The 16,617-nt window shown below is 39.6% G+C and carries 13 protein-coding genes; 4 read left to right on the forward strand and 9 right to left on the reverse strand.

The window, feature by feature from the left end; all coding sequences use genetic code 11:
* The first annotated feature begins 58 nt into the window (after positions 1-58).
* From EV695_RS10955 to EV695_RS10965, 3 genes are all read left to right on the forward strand, one after another.
* Positions 59-1,414 carry an APC family permease gene (locus EV695_RS10955; protein ID WP_131905956.1) on the forward strand — a complete coding sequence of 452 codons (1,356 nt, stop codon included), beginning with the start codon at positions 59-61 and terminating at the stop codon, positions 1,412-1,414.
* A gap of 90 nt (positions 1,415-1,504) precedes the next feature.
* Positions 1,505-1,897, forward strand: coding sequence for a TerB family tellurite resistance protein (locus EV695_RS10960; protein ID WP_131905957.1), 393 nt, complete (start codon positions 1,505-1,507; stop codon positions 1,895-1,897).
* Between the two features lie 169 nt (positions 1,898-2,066).
* Positions 2,067-3,449, forward strand: a complete 1,383-nt coding sequence (locus EV695_RS10965; RefSeq protein ID WP_131905958.1) for an ankyrin repeat domain-containing protein — start codon at positions 2,067-2,069, stop codon at positions 3,447-3,449.
* Positions 3,450-3,567: 118 nt separating this feature from the next.
* On the opposite strand, the gene EV695_RS10970 is transcribed toward EV695_RS10965, so the two are convergent.
* On the reverse strand, positions 3,568-4,329 hold the full coding sequence (locus EV695_RS10970; protein WP_131905959.1) for an HAD family hydrolase: 762 nt from the start codon (positions 4,327-4,329) through the stop codon (positions 3,568-3,570).
* A 230-nt stretch (positions 4,330-4,559) separates the two neighbouring features.
* Between EV695_RS10970 and EV695_RS10975 the strand changes: the two genes are divergently transcribed.
* Positions 4,560-6,959: a fatty acid cis/trans isomerase gene (locus tag EV695_RS10975; RefSeq protein WP_243651555.1), complete on the forward strand. Its 2,400-nt coding sequence runs from the start codon at positions 4,560-4,562 to the stop codon at positions 6,957-6,959.
* Between the two features lie 7 nt (positions 6,960-6,966).
* Here EV695_RS10975 and EV695_RS10980 read toward each other — a convergent pair whose 3' ends face one another.
* The 8 genes from EV695_RS10980 to EV695_RS11015 form a co-directional block, all read right to left on the reverse strand.
* Complete coding sequence (locus EV695_RS10980) at positions 6,967-8,826, reverse strand: cation:proton antiporter (RefSeq protein ID WP_131905960.1); 1,860 nt, start codon at positions 8,824-8,826, stop codon at positions 6,967-6,969.
* 171 nt (positions 8,827-8,997) lie between these two features.
* Entirely contained in the window at positions 8,998-10,398 is a 1,401-nt protein-coding gene (locus EV695_RS10985; protein WP_165874686.1) for a mechanosensitive ion channel domain-containing protein, read from the reverse strand.
* Between the two features lie 170 nt (positions 10,399-10,568).
* A complete protein-coding gene (locus EV695_RS10990) occupies positions 10,569-11,270 on the reverse strand; it encodes a hypothetical protein (protein ID WP_131905961.1) in 702 nt (233 codons plus the stop codon).
* A 279-nt stretch (positions 11,271-11,549) separates the two neighbouring features.
* Positions 11,550-12,029 carry a hypothetical protein gene (locus EV695_RS10995; protein ID WP_131905962.1) on the reverse strand — a complete coding sequence of 160 codons (480 nt, stop codon included), beginning with the start codon at positions 12,027-12,029 and terminating at the stop codon, positions 11,550-11,552.
* A gap of 127 nt (positions 12,030-12,156) precedes the next feature.
* Positions 12,157-13,059, reverse strand: a complete 903-nt coding sequence (locus EV695_RS11000; RefSeq protein ID WP_131905963.1) for an alpha/beta hydrolase family protein — start codon at positions 13,057-13,059, stop codon at positions 12,157-12,159.
* A gap of 362 nt (positions 13,060-13,421) precedes the next feature.
* On the reverse strand, positions 13,422-14,411 hold the full coding sequence (locus EV695_RS11005) for a hypothetical protein (protein ID WP_131905964.1): 990 nt from the start codon (positions 14,409-14,411) through the stop codon (positions 13,422-13,424).
* Positions 14,412-14,633: 222 nt separating this feature from the next.
* Entirely contained in the window at positions 14,634-15,110 is a 477-nt protein-coding gene (locus EV695_RS11010; RefSeq protein ID WP_131905965.1) for an FKBP-type peptidyl-prolyl cis-trans isomerase, read from the reverse strand.
* 320 nt (positions 15,111-15,430) lie between these two features.
* Positions 15,431-16,429: a cadherin-like domain-containing protein gene (locus tag EV695_RS11015; RefSeq protein ID WP_131905966.1), complete on the reverse strand. Its 999-nt coding sequence runs from the start codon at positions 16,427-16,429 to the stop codon at positions 15,431-15,433.
* Between the last annotated feature and the right edge of the window lie 188 nt (positions 16,430-16,617).

The raw sequence follows: 16,617 nt of genomic DNA on the forward strand, positions 1-16,617 counted from the left end.
ATCACTGATCCGCCGCTTATAACTTTTCAGCCTGAATAATTAAGCGCAAGATAGAATTATGAAGAAGGTAGAGAAAATTCAACTTAAGCGCTGTTTGAGTTTAAGCGAAATCGTTATCTATGGCGTTGGACTAATACTAGGCGCTGGCATCTATGTGCTGATTGGTTCTGCGGCAGGTATTGCAGGCAATATGTTGTGGTTGTCTTTCACCTTGGCGGCAATTGTGGCGAGTTTTACGGCGATGAGTTATGCCGAACTCGCCGCTATTTTCCCCGAGGCCGGGGCTGAATATATCTATGCCAAAAATGCGTTTGGCTGGGATAAGATGGCGTGGGTGTTTGGCTTTATCGCTATTGTGATTGGCTTTACAACTGCAAGTGCGGTAGCCCTTGGTTTTGCGCGTTACCTCTCCTATTTCATCCCGATGAATCAGGTGATACTGGCCATTGGTTTGTTAGTGCTAATGACTGGCATCAATTTCTGGGGTATCAAAGAATCCGCACGTTTTAATGCATTAGCGACCACGATCGAAGTCGGCGGTTTGGTATTGCTGATTGCCATTGGTGGTTACTTCATCTTCAAGGGTGATATCCCGTTAGCAAACCTGACTGAATTCCCCCCTCTACAGGAAGGTAGTCCTATAAGCTGGTTACCTGTGGTGTCTGCCAGTGCCTTGATTTTCTTCGCTTATATGGGTTTTGAAGATATAGCGAATATTGCCGAAGAAGCAGAAAACCCGGCGCAAACCTTACCCAAAGCTTTTATTTATGCCTTATTAATTTCAACCATCATTTATATTTTGGTGGCAGTTGTTTCTGTGAGCGTTATCCCCTTTTCTGAGTTGGCTAAAGCTGAGCAACCTTTGTCGATGATCATGTCAAAATTAATCGGTGGTTTCAGCCCTGAACTCATCGCTTTGATCGCATTATTCGCCACGGCAAACACCGTGTTAATTACACTCATTGTGTGTGCCAGAATGATGTATGGCATGGCAAAATCAAACTCTTTTCCTCGGATCTTAGCCAGCGTGCATAAGACCCGTCAAACGCCTTATGTTGCGATCATAGTGACAGGTTTTATTTCAATTATCTTTTTATTTTTCAAAAAGGTAGAAGTCCTTGCTGCGATTTCAGATGTCGGTATTTTTATTCTATTCTTCATCGTTAATCTTAGTAATATTGTGTTGCGATATCGTCGACCCGATATCCACCGAGTGTGGCGAGCACCTTTCAATATTGGACGTTTACCGGTGCTCTCAGTGCTCGGTGTTCTGAGCTGCCTTTTCATGCTGGTCAATATCAATCACCCTGTTCATCTTGGCGATAAAACCTACTCAGCGCAGTTGGTAGGTATGTGTATATTTGCCTTGGCTATTCCCTTGTCATTTGTCTTTAACCGTAGACCCAAAGTCTAAAAACGTATTTATCTGTTTTTTGATTTTTGTCTGGATGCTCAGAATAGTCTGCTGATAAACTAAAATCATAAATAATAAGAGGACTTAAGAATGCCTTCAAAACTAAGAGAGTGGTTCGACGAATTAGGTCATTTAAATCATTTAGACAAGAAAGATATTACCTTGCAGAGAGCCTTTGCAGTGGTGATTTATCATGTTATCAACGCCGACAAAGTAGAGACTGAAAAAGAGAAAAAACGCTTCAGTAGCTTCTTTAAAAACGATTTTTCTCTGGATAATCTAGAAATCGATCAATTGCATCGGGAAGCTTCACAATTCGATAAAGATTTCGACACGTATCTGGATGTCTTAAAAGAGAAAATTGGCGCTTATCCAGAAGTTGAATTGAAATTGATGCAAACCTTAAATTCCATCATGGTGACTGAGGGTTTTAATGAAAAAGAATTTTTAGAATTTGAAAAGATTCGGGATGCTTTGTTTTAAATATTGTTTTAAATATTTTTTTAAAATATTTAAATTAACTTTAACTGAATTTAATTGCCTTTAAGCCCCTTTTTAGCGCGTTTATTCAGTTCTATTCATTATCAGTTAAGTCACGAAGAGTTAATATCAGGCAATCCAATCCAATGACAAAAATAAGGATTCCGTTGCGATGAAATACTGGTTTGACAAAAGTGCTACAAAAAATAATATCGTTATTCTCACGAGTAAAGCACTTGTAGTAGCATCTGCGGATGAAGCCTCTCAAGATAATGTTGAAACTCAATTAAAAGCCAATAGTCATCCCAAAACGATATTTGGCCCAAAAGGTTTTAAAATTATTTCATTTGTCGCGATTAAGGATTTAAAAAGTATCAGTGTCGATGGCAACCTGGAAATAAGTTATCAAACGCCGAAACAACTGATCACAGAAAATATTAGCTTTGATAGTGCCAAATCAAAATTAGAGTGCATGGGTTACATTAAAAAGCTTACGCTTAAAAACGACGCATCCAGTGAAAGCAATAAATCGTCAGAGGCTAAAAGTACCCCGGAAGCAAGCCCAGAAAGAGATAAAGATGGAATACCAACATCTACCGCATTCACAGTAAAAACCAATAAAGAAGTCAAAAAGAAGCCTAGATTCAATATCAACTTTCAACCGCTTATATTGCCATTAATTAGTCTAGCTATGGCAATTGGAGCCGCCTTCCTCCTCTACCCCAAGTTAAACGTCATTGCATATGCGCTCGGTGGTATTTGGGCATTGGCTAGCTTGTTTTTCTTATATCTTGGCTTCAAAAAACCATCAGAAGATGATGAAACTTATGTTGAACCGGCAAAAGATGATGAAGCAAATCAATCAGCACTGGCAAAACTATCAGAGAAGATATTCAGCGTATTAAAACCAGCCTATGTTTTAGGACTAGCCGCTATCGCCGTTGGCGCGCTATATTTTGTTATACCTGATGAACTACGCGGACCTTCATCACTTTATCAAGCCGTTCAAACGCGATTAACCAGCGGTGCAGATGGGTCATCTATTCAGAGTTATTTAGACAAAGGCGCTGATATCAATTACATGGCTGAGGATGGCTCGACACCACTTATTACGGCATTAAATTTCAGTGAAGAGAATTTAGCAATCGAGCTAATTAACAGAGGTGCTGCCTTAAGCACCCAATTCGTGGGTCAAACACCCTTGGATTTAGCGATTGAAGCTTCTTTAGATAAAGCCGTAAAAAGCATGCTTAATAAAGAAATGGTCACCAGCAACCCACAAGATTTATTGATACGTGGCATTTCAAGCGGATTAAACTACGAAAACCTTAAGATCATTGCTGATTCGGGCATGGATATGAATCATATGGATGAGGAAGGTTTAACCGCATTGGGAATCGCACTTCTATTCGGGGCAGAACCAAAGGTTGTGAAATTACTTCTGGACCGTGGCGCATCTATTGACATTAAAGTCGGCGACATTACCCCTTTAGAATTTGCAAAATTACGCGGATATACCGAAATCACTGCGATGCTGGAACAACATAGCTCTTAATCTAGTTCTTACGCTAGTTAATAACCCAGATATTCATTACGTAAAAAAAGTGCCCCAAAGGTGGGGGGTGCCTTTGTATTTAATTTAATTTAATTTAATTTAATTATTACTAGTTAAACTAAACCTTAGCAGCAGTCAGAAATGATTCTAAACCAATGACTTCTATACCATTTTGTCGCGCTATCTGCTGTTGACTGGAAGTATTGTAACCCCAATCCACCAATTGCAGTTTGACTGACGATAAGGCGGGATTTTCTTGAACACCTAATAAAGTTGGCAAGCGGTCCTCGACAAAGATAATCTCTCTTTCGGGATATTTTTCAACCAGCTTTTCTAGCACCGCCTGTTTTGATAGTTTTCTATCTAAACCAAACAATCGATCATCAGCCAATTCGATATGATTGCCTTGCAGGGTTTTCTTTACGAAGCGCTCTTGTTTGGTGGTGATGATTAACCAGTCTTCCTTATTCAAGTTTCTTAATTTATCTGCAACGCCATCAAACAAAGGATTCTTTGATAACCACTGCGTTTCGTCCTGTTCAATCAAATTATCGCGGATTCTGCCAAACAGCATTTGTAACGCATCTTTATTGAAGTCATTTTCTGTCAGTAGATTTTGCATTTGCGCATGATAATTACTGCATTCCACATCCAAATCGATATTTTGATGGAGTAAACGCATAATCAAAGGCGCTTCGTATCCAACTTCCAGACATGGGCGCATTTTCACAAACGCTTCAATACGGGCTTCTGTAATGGCTTCATCTTGCATATCAGGCCATAGCGCTTGAGCTGCCATCCATGAAGTACCAGCTGTTTCAATTGCGCTGTGGCAAATGACCCCGTCAAAATCGAGGGCGTAAAGTGTATTTGAATTCATACTAATAATTATAGAGTGGTCGATAGATAATGACACCCCCCTACTTTGGGGCACTTTTTTTATTTTAGAAACAGAAGTATTGTTTACATTGTAAGAATTCGCTGGTGAACTGAATAACCACGTGATTTAACAACGAATTGATCAAACAGCTAATTGATTAAACAAATGAGAGTCTTTTTTGTTAATCTGGTCAGTAACCTACTCATTAGAAACCCTATGAAAGTGACTCAATGATAAAAAACACAACCACAAAAATGTTTATTCATTCCTTTTTGCTGTTTGGACTCATTTTATTACTATCATCTTGTAAAACTGACACAGAAACACAGACTATTCCCAGAGTGGTCGCTGAGAAACAAACTTACGATTTTCAGCAACACGTTAAACCCATCATCGAACACAAATGTATCTCTTGTCATGCCTGCTATGACGCTCCCTGTCAGTTAAAAATGCAATCTGCAGAAGGAGTTGATCGTGGCGCTAGCAAAATTAAAGTCTATGATGGCGGACGCTTAGAAAATGAATCACCTACCCGTTTATTTGTTGATGCTCAAACCACTGAAGAATGGCGTAACAAAGGGTTTATTTCTGTTTTGGAAAAAAGCATATCTGCAGACAAGACACAAAATAATTCGTTATTGCGCAATATGATTGAGCTTGGTCAGAAGAACCCACTACCTGCGAATAAGCAAATACCAGATTCGATCGAACTAGGCTTAAAACGCAAGAATTTTTGCCCAACGACAGGTGAGTTTTCAGAGTACGCCGATGATAATCCACATGGGGGAATGCCTCTGGCAGTGACAGGGCTCTCTAAAAAAGAAACGAATATCCTGACCACCTGGCTTGATGAAGGCGCCAAAGTTACGCCTTTATCCATAAAAATTTCTGAATCTGAAAAAGCATTGATCCAGCAATGGGAGACATGGCTTAACAGTGACGACAAACGTACTAAATTAGTGGCGCGTTATGTATACGAGCATTTATACCTTGGCCACTTATATTTGCAAACAGATGACACAGAGACTGATACTACTAATCAAACCACGCAGTTTTATACCTTAGAACGCTCTTACACACCCAGTGGTGAAGCCGTTATACCGGTGAAAACAGTGAGGCCGTTTGATGATCCCGAAAAGCCTTTTTACTATCGATTGACTCCGATTACAGAAACCATCGTGCATAAAACGCACATTATCTACCCATTTGATCAACAGCGTTTACAGCAGTATCAAGACTTGTTTCTTCAAGCTGAGTGGACGGTAAATAAGCTCCCTGGTTACAGTTATCAGGAGAAGTCGAACCCCTTTATCACCTATCAAGCGATACCCGCCAAACTCAGGTATCAGTTTTTATTGAATGATGCCGAATATTTTGTACGTAACTTCATTCGAGGTCCCGTTTGCCGCGGTCAAATAGCCACCAACGTTATTCGCGATCAATTCTGGGTGATGTTTGAAAACCCCAAATACGAGATTTATACCAATAATGACGAATACCAAAACTCAGTAAATTCATATCTGGGTTTACCGGGTGAAAAAACATCTCTTAGTGACTTAGGCACAGAATGGTTTAAATACAGTGAAAAGCGCAATAAGTATCTGAATACCCGGGAAAAACAATACCGCAAAACCTATCCTGAAGGTGCGACGACACAACATATCTGGAATGGAGATAAAACCAACGAAAATGCATTCTTGAGTATTTTTCGACACCATGACAGCGCATCGGTAACGACAGGCTGGTTAGGTGAAATACCGCTAACCACATGGATGATGGACTACCCTTTATTTGAGCGCACCTATTATGAATTGGTTGCCAGTTTCGATGTCTTTGGCAATGTTTCTCATCAGGCACAAACGCGTCTTTATTTTGATTTAATTCGCAATGGCGCAGAAGTGAATTTTTTACGATTACTTCCTCCAGAATCCCGCGAAAAAACCTACGAGAGTTGGTATCAGTCAGCGGCGAAAATTAAAACAGAAATCACCTATCATGAACTTGATGATAAATCACCGACGGCCATTCGTTACAAGACTAAAGATACTTACTCAGAAGTTTTGCAGTCACTATTAGATCAATACCCTCGATTAACCCAAAAACAGGATACGATTAACCGCTGTGATACAGCGTGTAGAGATGCGTTAAGTAAAAAATCAACAACAGATAAAATCAATTTAAGTTTGTCTCAAATTGCAGCAAAGCCAGCCAAAAAACTGGCTGCTATTGAATGGCTACCAGAGGTGAGCTTTGTTCGGGTAGAACTGCCTGATCAACAAGTGCAAAGCTATTCACTATTAAGAAATCGACGCCACAGCAGCGTGTCATTCATGCTTGGTGAGGAATTACGTTATCAGGAAGAATTAGATACGTTAACCATTTTACCCAAGCTCATTGGTAGCTATCCAAATTTGATGTTCAATCTCAAAAGCACCGAGATTGATGCGTTCGTCGCACAACTCGAAAAAGTAGGCTCGGAAAAAGCCTTCAATCAACTGATAGAAAAATGGGGAGTGCGACGCATGAGCCCTGATTTCTGGAATGTGTTACACGGATTCACCGAGAACATGCTAACAGAGCAACCCTTAGAGTCAGGCATTTATGATATTAATCGCTATGGTCGATGGTAACGAGTGCCTAAGATTTACTCCCTTTTTTACTCTTTTTAGCCTCAACCTCTTCGCCTTTTTTATCGGGAACATAGCTAATCACAACACTGAAATCATCTGCATCCAGATCTTTATCCCACGGATATAATTGCACGTGCCCTGCTTCATCCAGAGCCGCTATTAGCATCGTTCCTTCTGGTTTGTCTTCTAACACATTATCGATACCGTACTTTTCTGTCAGCGGGGTACTTTCAAACTGCCAGCCATGCGCAAACGAATCTCTAAATTCTTCATAAGAGATTTGACCATCAAACAAACAATCACCACGAATTGATTGACTAGGCACTTTCCTCGAGTCTTTTTCCTTGCCATCCCCTTCTCGTACAATATTTTTCCAACCCATTTCATAGACATTATGATGACCGAGTTCCGGCGCAAAGCGACTACAAATCAAGGTGTTATATGCTTCATTGGGGGTTACAGCGACCAGTTTGGTAATATTAGATAATTCCAGAACCTCTTCGGTGGTTTCAGATAATATTTCGCCATAATGGGTGGGTATATTTTGCATTCTGGCAGCTTTCAAATGTTTCCAGCGGGTATCAATCAACATCACTGGAACATCGTTTTTCTGTAATTCAGCGGCCAAGCCTGTACTCCAGAGTGAAGCTCCAACAATCAAGATTCCATCAGGGTGTGCCGAAGCCAGATTCAATTTACGCGCAATCCAGCCAATGCTTAGACCGTGCATGGTGACGGTTAAAATGATCAGAGCAAAAACCAGAGGCAACAAGAGTTCTGCACCTTCATACCCTTTTTGCGCCAGTTGAGAACCAAATAAACCTGCAACCGCTGCGGCAACAATGCCTCGTGGAGCAATCCACATAATCAATAATCTTTCTTGTTTACTAATATCTGTGCCAATGGTTGAAATATAAATAGCCAAGGGTCTAAATACAAATATCACCAGCGCCAGTAACACCCAGCTTTGCCAACCCAAACGTTGTAAAATTTCAGGCTGGATATCGGCGGTAAGAACAATGAAAGTCGAAGACACAAGCAAGATGGTGACATATTCTTTGAAGCGTTTCAGTTCATGCAAGGTGCTCAAATTCTGATTCGCAAGCGTGATTCCAAGTATCGTGGTTGCCAATAGACCTGATTCGCTTTGTACTCTATTAGCGATGGTATAAACCAAAACAACAGCGATTAAAATCAACGGTGACTTTAAGTATTCGGGCACACTTCCCTGTCGAAAAGCTCGCGCGATAAACAAACCAATGCCAACACCCAAAGCGACGGAAACGACAAGGCTAATTGCCAGTCCACCCAGAATACCTGTAGCTAAGGTATCACCTTCCGATTGCACGTAATAGCCATAAATCAGCACCACTAGCAACGCACCAATGGGATCGTTAACGATGCCTTCCCAGCGTAATAGTGCCGCTGGTTTTTTCCTGAGATTTGCCTGTTTTAACAAAGGCATGATGACGGTAGGCCCAGTGACAATGATAATGGCACCAAACATTAACGCCACCGTCCATGACAAGCCGACCAGATAATGTGCAGCCAGACTACCAAACAGAAAGGTTAAAACGACATTCCACGTGACTAGACGATATATAACATGGGTGTTCGCCTTTAATTCATGCCAACGTAAATTCAAGCCACCTTCGAATAAAATAACGGCAACACTCAATGAAATCATGGGTTGCAGTAAATCACCAAAATCTTCACTGGGTTTCAGCCAGCCAGTCAAAGGCCCCATGATGAAGCCTGCAATTATCAACAAAATCAGCGCAGGAATTTTTAAGCGCCAACCTATCCATTGCAGAGCAATTCCTACGATAAGTATAGAAGCGATAATTTCAGCGAGATGATGATGCATAGAGTTAAGTTAACTGATTATAGCGAAGCTGTGATAGTAGCCGCTTAGTGCTTTTATGATAAAAAACCCCTCAAAGTGGGGGGGTGTATTTTCAATGATCTACATACTGATCTTACAAAATGCTATTATTTTTTTATCTTGTAGACGTATCTCGTCCACTAAAGAAATGCTTTACTCGTTAGGTGCTTGTTCACTCAACAGGTTTTGCTGATCGCCTTCAGCAAACTCCTCTTCTATTTGATCGATAGCGGTATCATCTGGCTTTAAATCAACCGTTTCATCACTAATACGTTTAGCTTTAGTTGCAGGTTTTATTGTTTGTTTTTTCTTGGTTGATGATGCGCTGGTATTGTCTGTCATCCGCACCTGATAAATTGGTTCTGGCATAATGATATCGGCATCATCGAAGGCCTGTTTTGATTTCTTAATCGCTTCACTGCGGACCTTGGAAAAACTGAAATGATCCTGATCGACCCAGCCATATATGCGCAAAAGAACATTAAAGTCACCTAATTCTTCGATTAACGCCATTGGCTTAGGATCATCAAGAACGCCTTCTATTTGAATCAGGGTATTAACCGCTAGTTGTTGTGCTTCAGTTAAATCCTGAGCTGCATCGACACCGATATCAAATGTAAAACGCCTTTCCGAATTTCGGGTAAAGTTTACAATCACCGCTTTATACACTTCAGAATTTGGTATGCGTAAATGATTTCCATCAGCTGTAATCAAGATGGTCGCTCGAGAAGTTAAGCGCGCAACGCTCCCCTGATTACCATTGATATCCACAAAATCTTTAACCTGAAACGGATTTCTCAAGCTTAATAAAATACTGGCAATATAGTTTTCAACAGTGTCACGAACGGCAAAACCAATGGCCAAACCAAAGATACCTGCGGCCCCCATAATGGTGCCCAGTAAAGCTGTCGCATCGAGTAGAGACAATGCCAACACCAACCCAATGACGATAAAAATCAGGTGAGTAATCTGACCTAAGAGATTGGCAATAAAGGCATTTTTGGTGAAGTAGCTATATAACTTTTCCCGGCGAGATATCCACCGTCCAATAAACCACATTATGATGAAAACCGTAAACGCCAAGACTAATAATGGCAATGCGGTGATAATTTTATTACCTAATGCGGTACTTTTATTCCAGGTGGTTTCCAGACGTTTTTCAACGCTTTGGGTGACGGTAATCTCATTTTCAACTTCGACAACGCCTTCAACTTTTTTTGCAAGGCTATTGGCTTTTGCCTCAACCGTAGAAGAAGAAACTTCACCGCTGAGTGTTACTACACCTTTATTGACGTCTATGTTTAATTTATCGAGCGTTTCCAGTTCTGCAAAAATTTCACTTAAACGGCTGCGGATTTTTCTATCACTGACACGGGTATCATCAGTAGTTATGACTTTAGTACTGGTTTCTTCCTCACTACTCGTCGCTTTTGCACCACCCAGTAAATCATTGATAGCATCCGCGTGTATTGAGCTTGCTGAAAATGTTAAGCCTAGAAATATAACGATCAACAAAATACAGCGAGATAAAAAGGAATGTGTGGTTTCTGTCATATAAGAAGCTAGTTATAAAAGAAGATCATTATAAAAGATCAGTTAATAATGTTTGTGATAAGCGTTAACTGTAATTGGTAAAAGCCCCCTACTCGTGTCATACAAGTAGGGGATTAATTGTTGTAAAAAATTATAACTATTTTGTATTGGTCTACTAGTTATTGGTCGATTTACATGCCACCTTTTTCATAATCTTTAACTTTGCGATTGAAAACACTCCGTTTTATTACTTTATTCTTATTGTAATTATTACGCGGTACATATCGGGCACGATGCACGCTATGGTTTAGATAAGGCTTATCTCTTGATTTTACTTTTACTTTTACGCGTTCCTTATGATTCAAACGATAGTTTTTAGGAACACGTTTAGTACGCTTCCAAGACTTACGACCTGGGTAGTAGTAATACCCGGATTTTGCATTGTAATAAACCCTTGATCCCGGGTAATAGTAATAATCGTAAGTGCTTTTTACCTTAACCTTAGTGCGATTCTTGTATTTGTTTTTATCACGGTAATAACGCTGGTCACGATTATATCTGCGTGGTACATATTTCTTGCGGTGTTCACTATGCCTAGCATAAGGACGGTCTTTCGACTTGATTCGAATCTTTACACGATCTCTACGATCAAGGTGATAACTACGAGGAAGTGACCTGACTTTTCGCCAGCGGTTTTTATAAGGGTAAAAATAATAACCCGTTGAAATATTCAGATAGATTCTGGATTGTGGGTAATAGTAGTAATCGTAAGGCTGATAATAAGACGAGCCATAAGAAGGCGATCGGACCGTTGTGTCATCACACGCTGTTACTCCAAACAACAGAATAACTGCCAGTAATGTAGTACTAAGAGATTTAAACCACTTATTCATACTTCCTCCAACTTCGAATTTGATAAACGAGACTGTAACATCGATTAAACTTGTTCTCTTCTACATGTTCTCTTCTACTTGTCTCCTCTAATAGCTTAGATGAAAATGTAATTGATTTGTAATTTACTTTTTATAAATAACTGTAACGCCTAACGATTCAAGTGTGAAATCGATAATTTCTTCACAACATCTAACTAACCCGACTCTCTACAAAATCGGATTAGTCTATGAAAAGATGACATATAAATGACAAATAAAAGTCGAATAAAAGATCTAGTTTTAACGCCTACGGTAGTTTTTGTACCTGTTAAGATTGGCATTACGTTCAATTCTATCTCTTCTAGGATCAACCCGTACCCTTGAACGTGGAACATATTGTTTGCGATGAACATTATGGAATCTATACGGTGGTTGATTCGTTTTTAATCTAACCGTTACGCGATTTACTGGGTTTAAACGAAAATGAGGGGGTAACGTCCTAACCTTAATCCAGTTAGTTCCATCCGGGTAATAGTAATAACCCGTTGAAATACTGAAATAAACTCGAGAATAAGGGTAATAATAATAGTCGTATGGATAATAATAAGGAGCAGGCGCAGCGGCTGTCACGACGGTGCTACCGCTACCATTACTACAACCAGTCACAGCGCCAAGCATCGTCGCAGCGATTAAACCACCGCCCATAAGCTTAACCACCGTGGTCGTTATTTTAGTATTTTTGGTATTAGATATGGGTTTATCAAGAAATTGTTTTTTCATCATTAAATCCTCTACTTTTCAGACCTACAATCGGGTACTGAATAATTAAAGGATAGCGCCACTAAAGGTTTTAAAAAATGACAAATGTCTATAATCGGTAGATTAGTCTGTTGCAAAATTATTGCTTCTATTCAGTACTCTGCCACCAATTTGCAATGACCTGACTGACTTTATGATTGATAAGATAGCCGTAGGAACGGTGACAATTTAAACCTGACTCATCATGAAAATAGTTATAAACACCTTCTGACTGGTCTTCAATGGCTTCTAATATTCCGTAATCGACCATTCTTTTATAATCATTAGCCAGAAAGCGATCAAGCGCAATCAAGTCGCCGTCTGCAGCGATATTTATCCAATAGCGAATATTGCTAGGGTATTTATGCTCGCCAGACATGTGATTACCCATTAAACGGGATTGCACATAATTCATTCCCAATGGACTGCCCAGGGTTAAAAACAAATCAACCTTGCCCGGCAAATGTTCCAGATTAGACAATGCCCACAGTGTGTCATAACTAATGATGGTGCCCATACTATGGCCAATGAGTAATACCTTATGACCCTTTTCTAATAATGGCCTAAGTTCTTCTTTAAGTTGTTCGCGAATATGACTCGCTATTTTGTCTTCATTTTCAAAATAACGATTCGTGTCTAGCGCTGTCTCTTTTAATTTACCCCGCAACAAGCGTAGTAAAACTGGCGAACTGTCCACCGTGTTGTACATAAACATATCAAGACGATGTCGCCAGGCATTTGCCTGTTCTATATCCAGATCACTGGGGCCGCCCTTCTCCAGCATTTTCTCAACCCAGGGTCTATGTGTTTCGATATCTTCGCGGCTTTGATAATAAGTGTAATTCCAGTTGATGAATTTGAAATATTCATCGTGTGCAGCTAGATCTTCAGCCACATCTGGTTCCACTCTTCTGACGCCTTCGACCAATGTTTGCCAAAGCAAATTCTGATGAAGATCAGCAGGAGGTTTAGGATTCTTCCCCGGTACAAAAACAATATGTCGCTTACTCATTCATAACCAACTACATTTAAAATTATTATTAAATTGCCCATACCTATCTGTCATTTAATTTTCTGGCTTAAATCGATAGGTCATTAAAATAGATCATTAAAAATAGATCATTAAAAATAGATCATTAAAAATAGATCATTAAAAATAGATCATCAAAAACGGTGATTAAAAACAGTATAGAACCAGATTAATAAAAAAGGCAGAAAATCAATCGATCTCAGGATTAAATGGCTCAGAAATACTTATAAACTGTTTGAGTTTTAAAAACGACCTGAGCGTTTAAGCAGATTCTGATTTGTTTAACTTGAAAAAATTAAATACGTTAAATACGTAATAAAGGTCGAACACTAAACCACAAAACCTTATTTACAAATATCCAGGTCTTTCTCAGGTAAGGTTTTTGCCATATCTTCAGTTTTCTTAGCCAATGCATAAATATCATTCACATCCGCTTGCGCCGGTTTGTTATCAAAAGACGTTAACTGTTCTACGATTTCGTTGGTGTTATCTCGATACGCCTGAGATATCTGGCGCTGCTTCTCACACTGATCAATAGCAAATTTAGGGATGAGGCTTAAGGCGCCATCTATCTGGCTAATCCCGAGCTGATGCTTACTAGGATTAGTAATCATGCCATCTTTAGACAAAGCTTCCTGTAAATTTTTACCACTCTCATTGAGCATTACTGAGCCTGCAAGAATGTATTCTTTGCGCGAAGGTTCTAATACTGAAATAGCATTTGAGATAGATGCCGAAATGATACGTGAAGCCTGTGTGATTTCATTTTTTTGTTGGCGAATACTATTGTCATTACTGTTGCGGGTGTAAATCTCAATTGTTTCTGGTTTGGCTAGTTGCTCCAGTGACTCTTTGAAGGGTTTGATATTATTATTTCTAAAAACCAATTCGAGAGAATCATAAATAGCTAACACATCTTCGTTGATACTCGCAGCGGCGTGATTACTCCATAAATTTACATCGCTATCACTCGCCTGACTACTCAAAAACGTCGATGTATTGCGATAACTAATCGTAGCCGCATTAATTTTACCCAGCGCAATCAGTGCTTCGATTTTGTTAATGGCAGGGTGATCTTCTGATACAAAACCAAAATCCTGACCATGCCAGGTTTTTATTTCATTTGGATCATTGTGTTTTTCTGTGTTGTTATTGCTCTGATCTGTAGTCGAATTAACAGATGTGGATAGTAAAGATTGAGGCTTGGCGGTGTGACTATCAGAGTCTGCGCTACTATCATCATTGTTGCAGGCACTTATCAAAAGTGCAGACAGGAATATGCCCAAAATATGGCCATTCTTTATTCCTTTAATTTTTTTATTATTAATTAACATCTGCTGAAGTTTTACCAAAATCCCTGTGATTTTTTATATTTGTCGTACAATATAATCTTAGTGATTGATTTCAGTGGATTTGTTCACAGAATGTTGTTTTTTTTCGACTAAACCTCAAATTAATTAAATAATTCAATAATTAAGCAAGGGAGCGATATGAAATACCACCCCCCTACTTACAGCTGTTTTTTCTATAGGTATCTGAATTTGATAATAAATTATCTATTCAACGCCAAGTAATTCAACGTCGAAAATCAAGGTAGCATTAGGCGGAATAACGCGCCCGGCACCACGTGCGCCATAACCCATTTCTGGTGGAATAATAAGGGTTCGTTTTCCGCCAACTTTCATTCCTTCAACACCTTGATCCCAGCCTTTGATAACGCGACCGCCGCCTAAAGGAAACTGAAATGGTTGACCACGATCTACAGAGCTATCGAATTTCGTGCCATGATTATCAGAAGCGTCAGGCTCGAATAACCAGCCAGTGTAATGAACAGAAACTGTTTGCCCTGCGGTAGCGACTGACCCATCACCCACGACAACATCTATTTTTTGAAAGCTGGCAGAGCTATTAGCTGTAGATGCTTTTTGCGTAACAACCTGTTTGATTTCATCCGTTTTAGTGCCACCACAACCGATAAGTAGCACACTAATAGCTAGAGCTGAGATAAGCCCTTTTTGTGAATTAAGCTTCATTTGATCCCCTTTTATATCAAAATATCCATTAAATTAATTCCCGAGATTATGCCCATAATTACTTATTTTTACAGTATTTATATACTTAATCTATTTTTACAATCCGACAGCGCGAATACACCCTGTATTTATGAGCTGAAAATAACCGAGCGGGAAATATAGAAAAACAGCTTAGAAAAGAGGTTTTGAAATGAGTTAGAAAAGGATTAGAAAAGGATTAGAAAAGGATTAGAAAAGAGGCGTATCAAAAATAAAATACACCTCTTTGTTTTAAGTAAACCTCAATGAGTGTTTGTATTGCAGTGTTTGTATTACATCTTTTACTTGAGGCTTAACTTTCTGAAACGTCTGATTAACAGTAATCCCAATAATGAAATCAAACCCATAGTATTCAGGCTTCCTCCGCCAGAACTACTCGACTCCGAATCCGAATCCGAATCCGTTGTATTTGAATCCGCTTTTACAGAAATAGTAAATACAGCCTCATCATTACAACCATTGCTATCCGTAACGGTGTAGTTGAAAAAATCCGTTCCCACAAAATCTATTGCGGGCGTATAAGTAAAGGTACCGTCGCCGTTATTGGTAATCGTCTGACCATTAGCCGATGTCGTATCAGCTGTTGATACGGTTAATGTATCACCATCAGTATCGGTGTCATTCGCCAATACACTGGCAGTTGTTAGAATAGTATTTACCAATGTGTCATCGGCATCATCAACGGCAACACATGTTTCTGCCGGGCTTAACTTAGGTGAATTAGTGATTAGATAGGGCTCTGGATCAACATAGCCCAGGTAATCAGTACATGCGGTCGAAGGTGTATAACCTTCCAGACTTGGCGATGAATTACTAATACCAAAATGTAAGTGTGGAAGCGCACTGCCACCCGATGTATAGGCGCCAACTTCTGCTATTTTTTGTCCACCGGTTACCGTATCCCCCACGTTAACGGTGAAGTTTTTGATATGACCATATAAGGCGTAAAAGAAAGTATCGTCTGATTTGGTATATTTAATGACAACCACACCACCTGGCGTACCATCATCGCCCCCATAAAAAGGGATTGATGTAGAAGTGCTTTCCACCACACCTAAACCGACGGCATAGACGGGACTTCCTTCTGCCAGATTATAATCGTTTGCTAGATGGCATCGGTTTCCGAAATTTACATTTGCATCGCCGAAACCAATATAACTCGATTCTGCGTGAGTTTTATCACTGGGATAATAAAATCCAGAACTGGTGCGTAGTGTTGCTGCTGCGTATGCAACAACAGGTATCAACAATAGAGCTAAACTGATGTGCTTCTTTTTCATCTTATCCTCACGTTAAAATATAAAGGTAAGAACGCCTCAAGATTGAGATTTAGTTGCTGATTAAAGTGTATCTTTTCTTAATAGCGCCCAGTTTTTATAGATTTAGAATTATTATATTGTTCGGGCATTATATATTAACCACAAGCTTCTTGCAGGCTAGGTTTTTTCGAAGCGAGTTTTTTCACATA

Origin of the sequence: Cocleimonas flava, assembly GCF_004339015.1 — a bacterium.
Lineage (GTDB): Bacteria > Pseudomonadota > Gammaproteobacteria > Thiotrichales > Thiotrichaceae > Cocleimonas > Cocleimonas flava.

Excerpts from the sequence above, each read along its gene's own strand:
- EV695_RS10970 (WP_131905959.1), bottom strand. The coding sequence starts at position 4,329 with ATGAATTCAAATACACTTTACGCCCTCGATTTTGACGGGGTCATTTGC.
- EV695_RS10985 (WP_165874686.1), bottom strand. The coding sequence starts at position 10,398 with ATGACAGAAACCACACATTCCTTTTTATCTCGCTGTATTTTGTTGATC.
- EV695_RS11010 (WP_131905965.1), bottom strand. The coding sequence starts at position 15,110 with ATGAAGCTTAATTCACAAAAAGGGCTTATCTCAGCTCTAGCTATTAGT.
- EV695_RS10980 (WP_131905960.1), bottom strand. The coding sequence starts at position 8,826 with ATGCATCATCATCTCGCTGAAATTATCGCTTCTATACTTATCGTAGGA.
- EV695_RS10995 (WP_131905962.1), bottom strand. The coding sequence starts at position 12,029 with ATGAAAAAACAATTTCTTGATAAACCCATATCTAATACCAAAAATACT.
- EV695_RS11015 (WP_131905966.1), bottom strand. The coding sequence starts at position 16,429 with ATGAAAAAGAAGCACATCAGTTTAGCTCTATTGTTGATACCTGTTGTT.
- EV695_RS10975 (WP_243651555.1), top strand. The coding sequence starts at position 4,560 with ATGATAAAAAACACAACCACAAAAATGTTTATTCATTCCTTTTTGCTG.
- EV695_RS10955 (WP_131905956.1), top strand. The coding sequence starts at position 59 with ATGAAGAAGGTAGAGAAAATTCAACTTAAGCGCTGTTTGAGTTTAAGC.
- EV695_RS10965 (WP_131905958.1), top strand. The coding sequence starts at position 2,067 with ATGAAATACTGGTTTGACAAAAGTGCTACAAAAAATAATATCGTTATT.
- EV695_RS11000 (WP_131905963.1), bottom strand. The coding sequence starts at position 13,059 with ATGAGTAAGCGACATATTGTTTTTGTACCGGGGAAGAATCCTAAACCT.
- EV695_RS10990 (WP_131905961.1), bottom strand. The coding sequence starts at position 11,270 with ATGAATAAGTGGTTTAAATCTCTTAGTACTACATTACTGGCAGTTATT.
- EV695_RS10960 (WP_131905957.1), top strand. The coding sequence starts at position 1,505 with ATGCCTTCAAAACTAAGAGAGTGGTTCGACGAATTAGGTCATTTAAAT.
- EV695_RS11005 (WP_131905964.1), bottom strand. The coding sequence starts at position 14,411 with ATGTTAATTAATAATAAAAAAATTAAAGGAATAAAGAATGGCCATATT.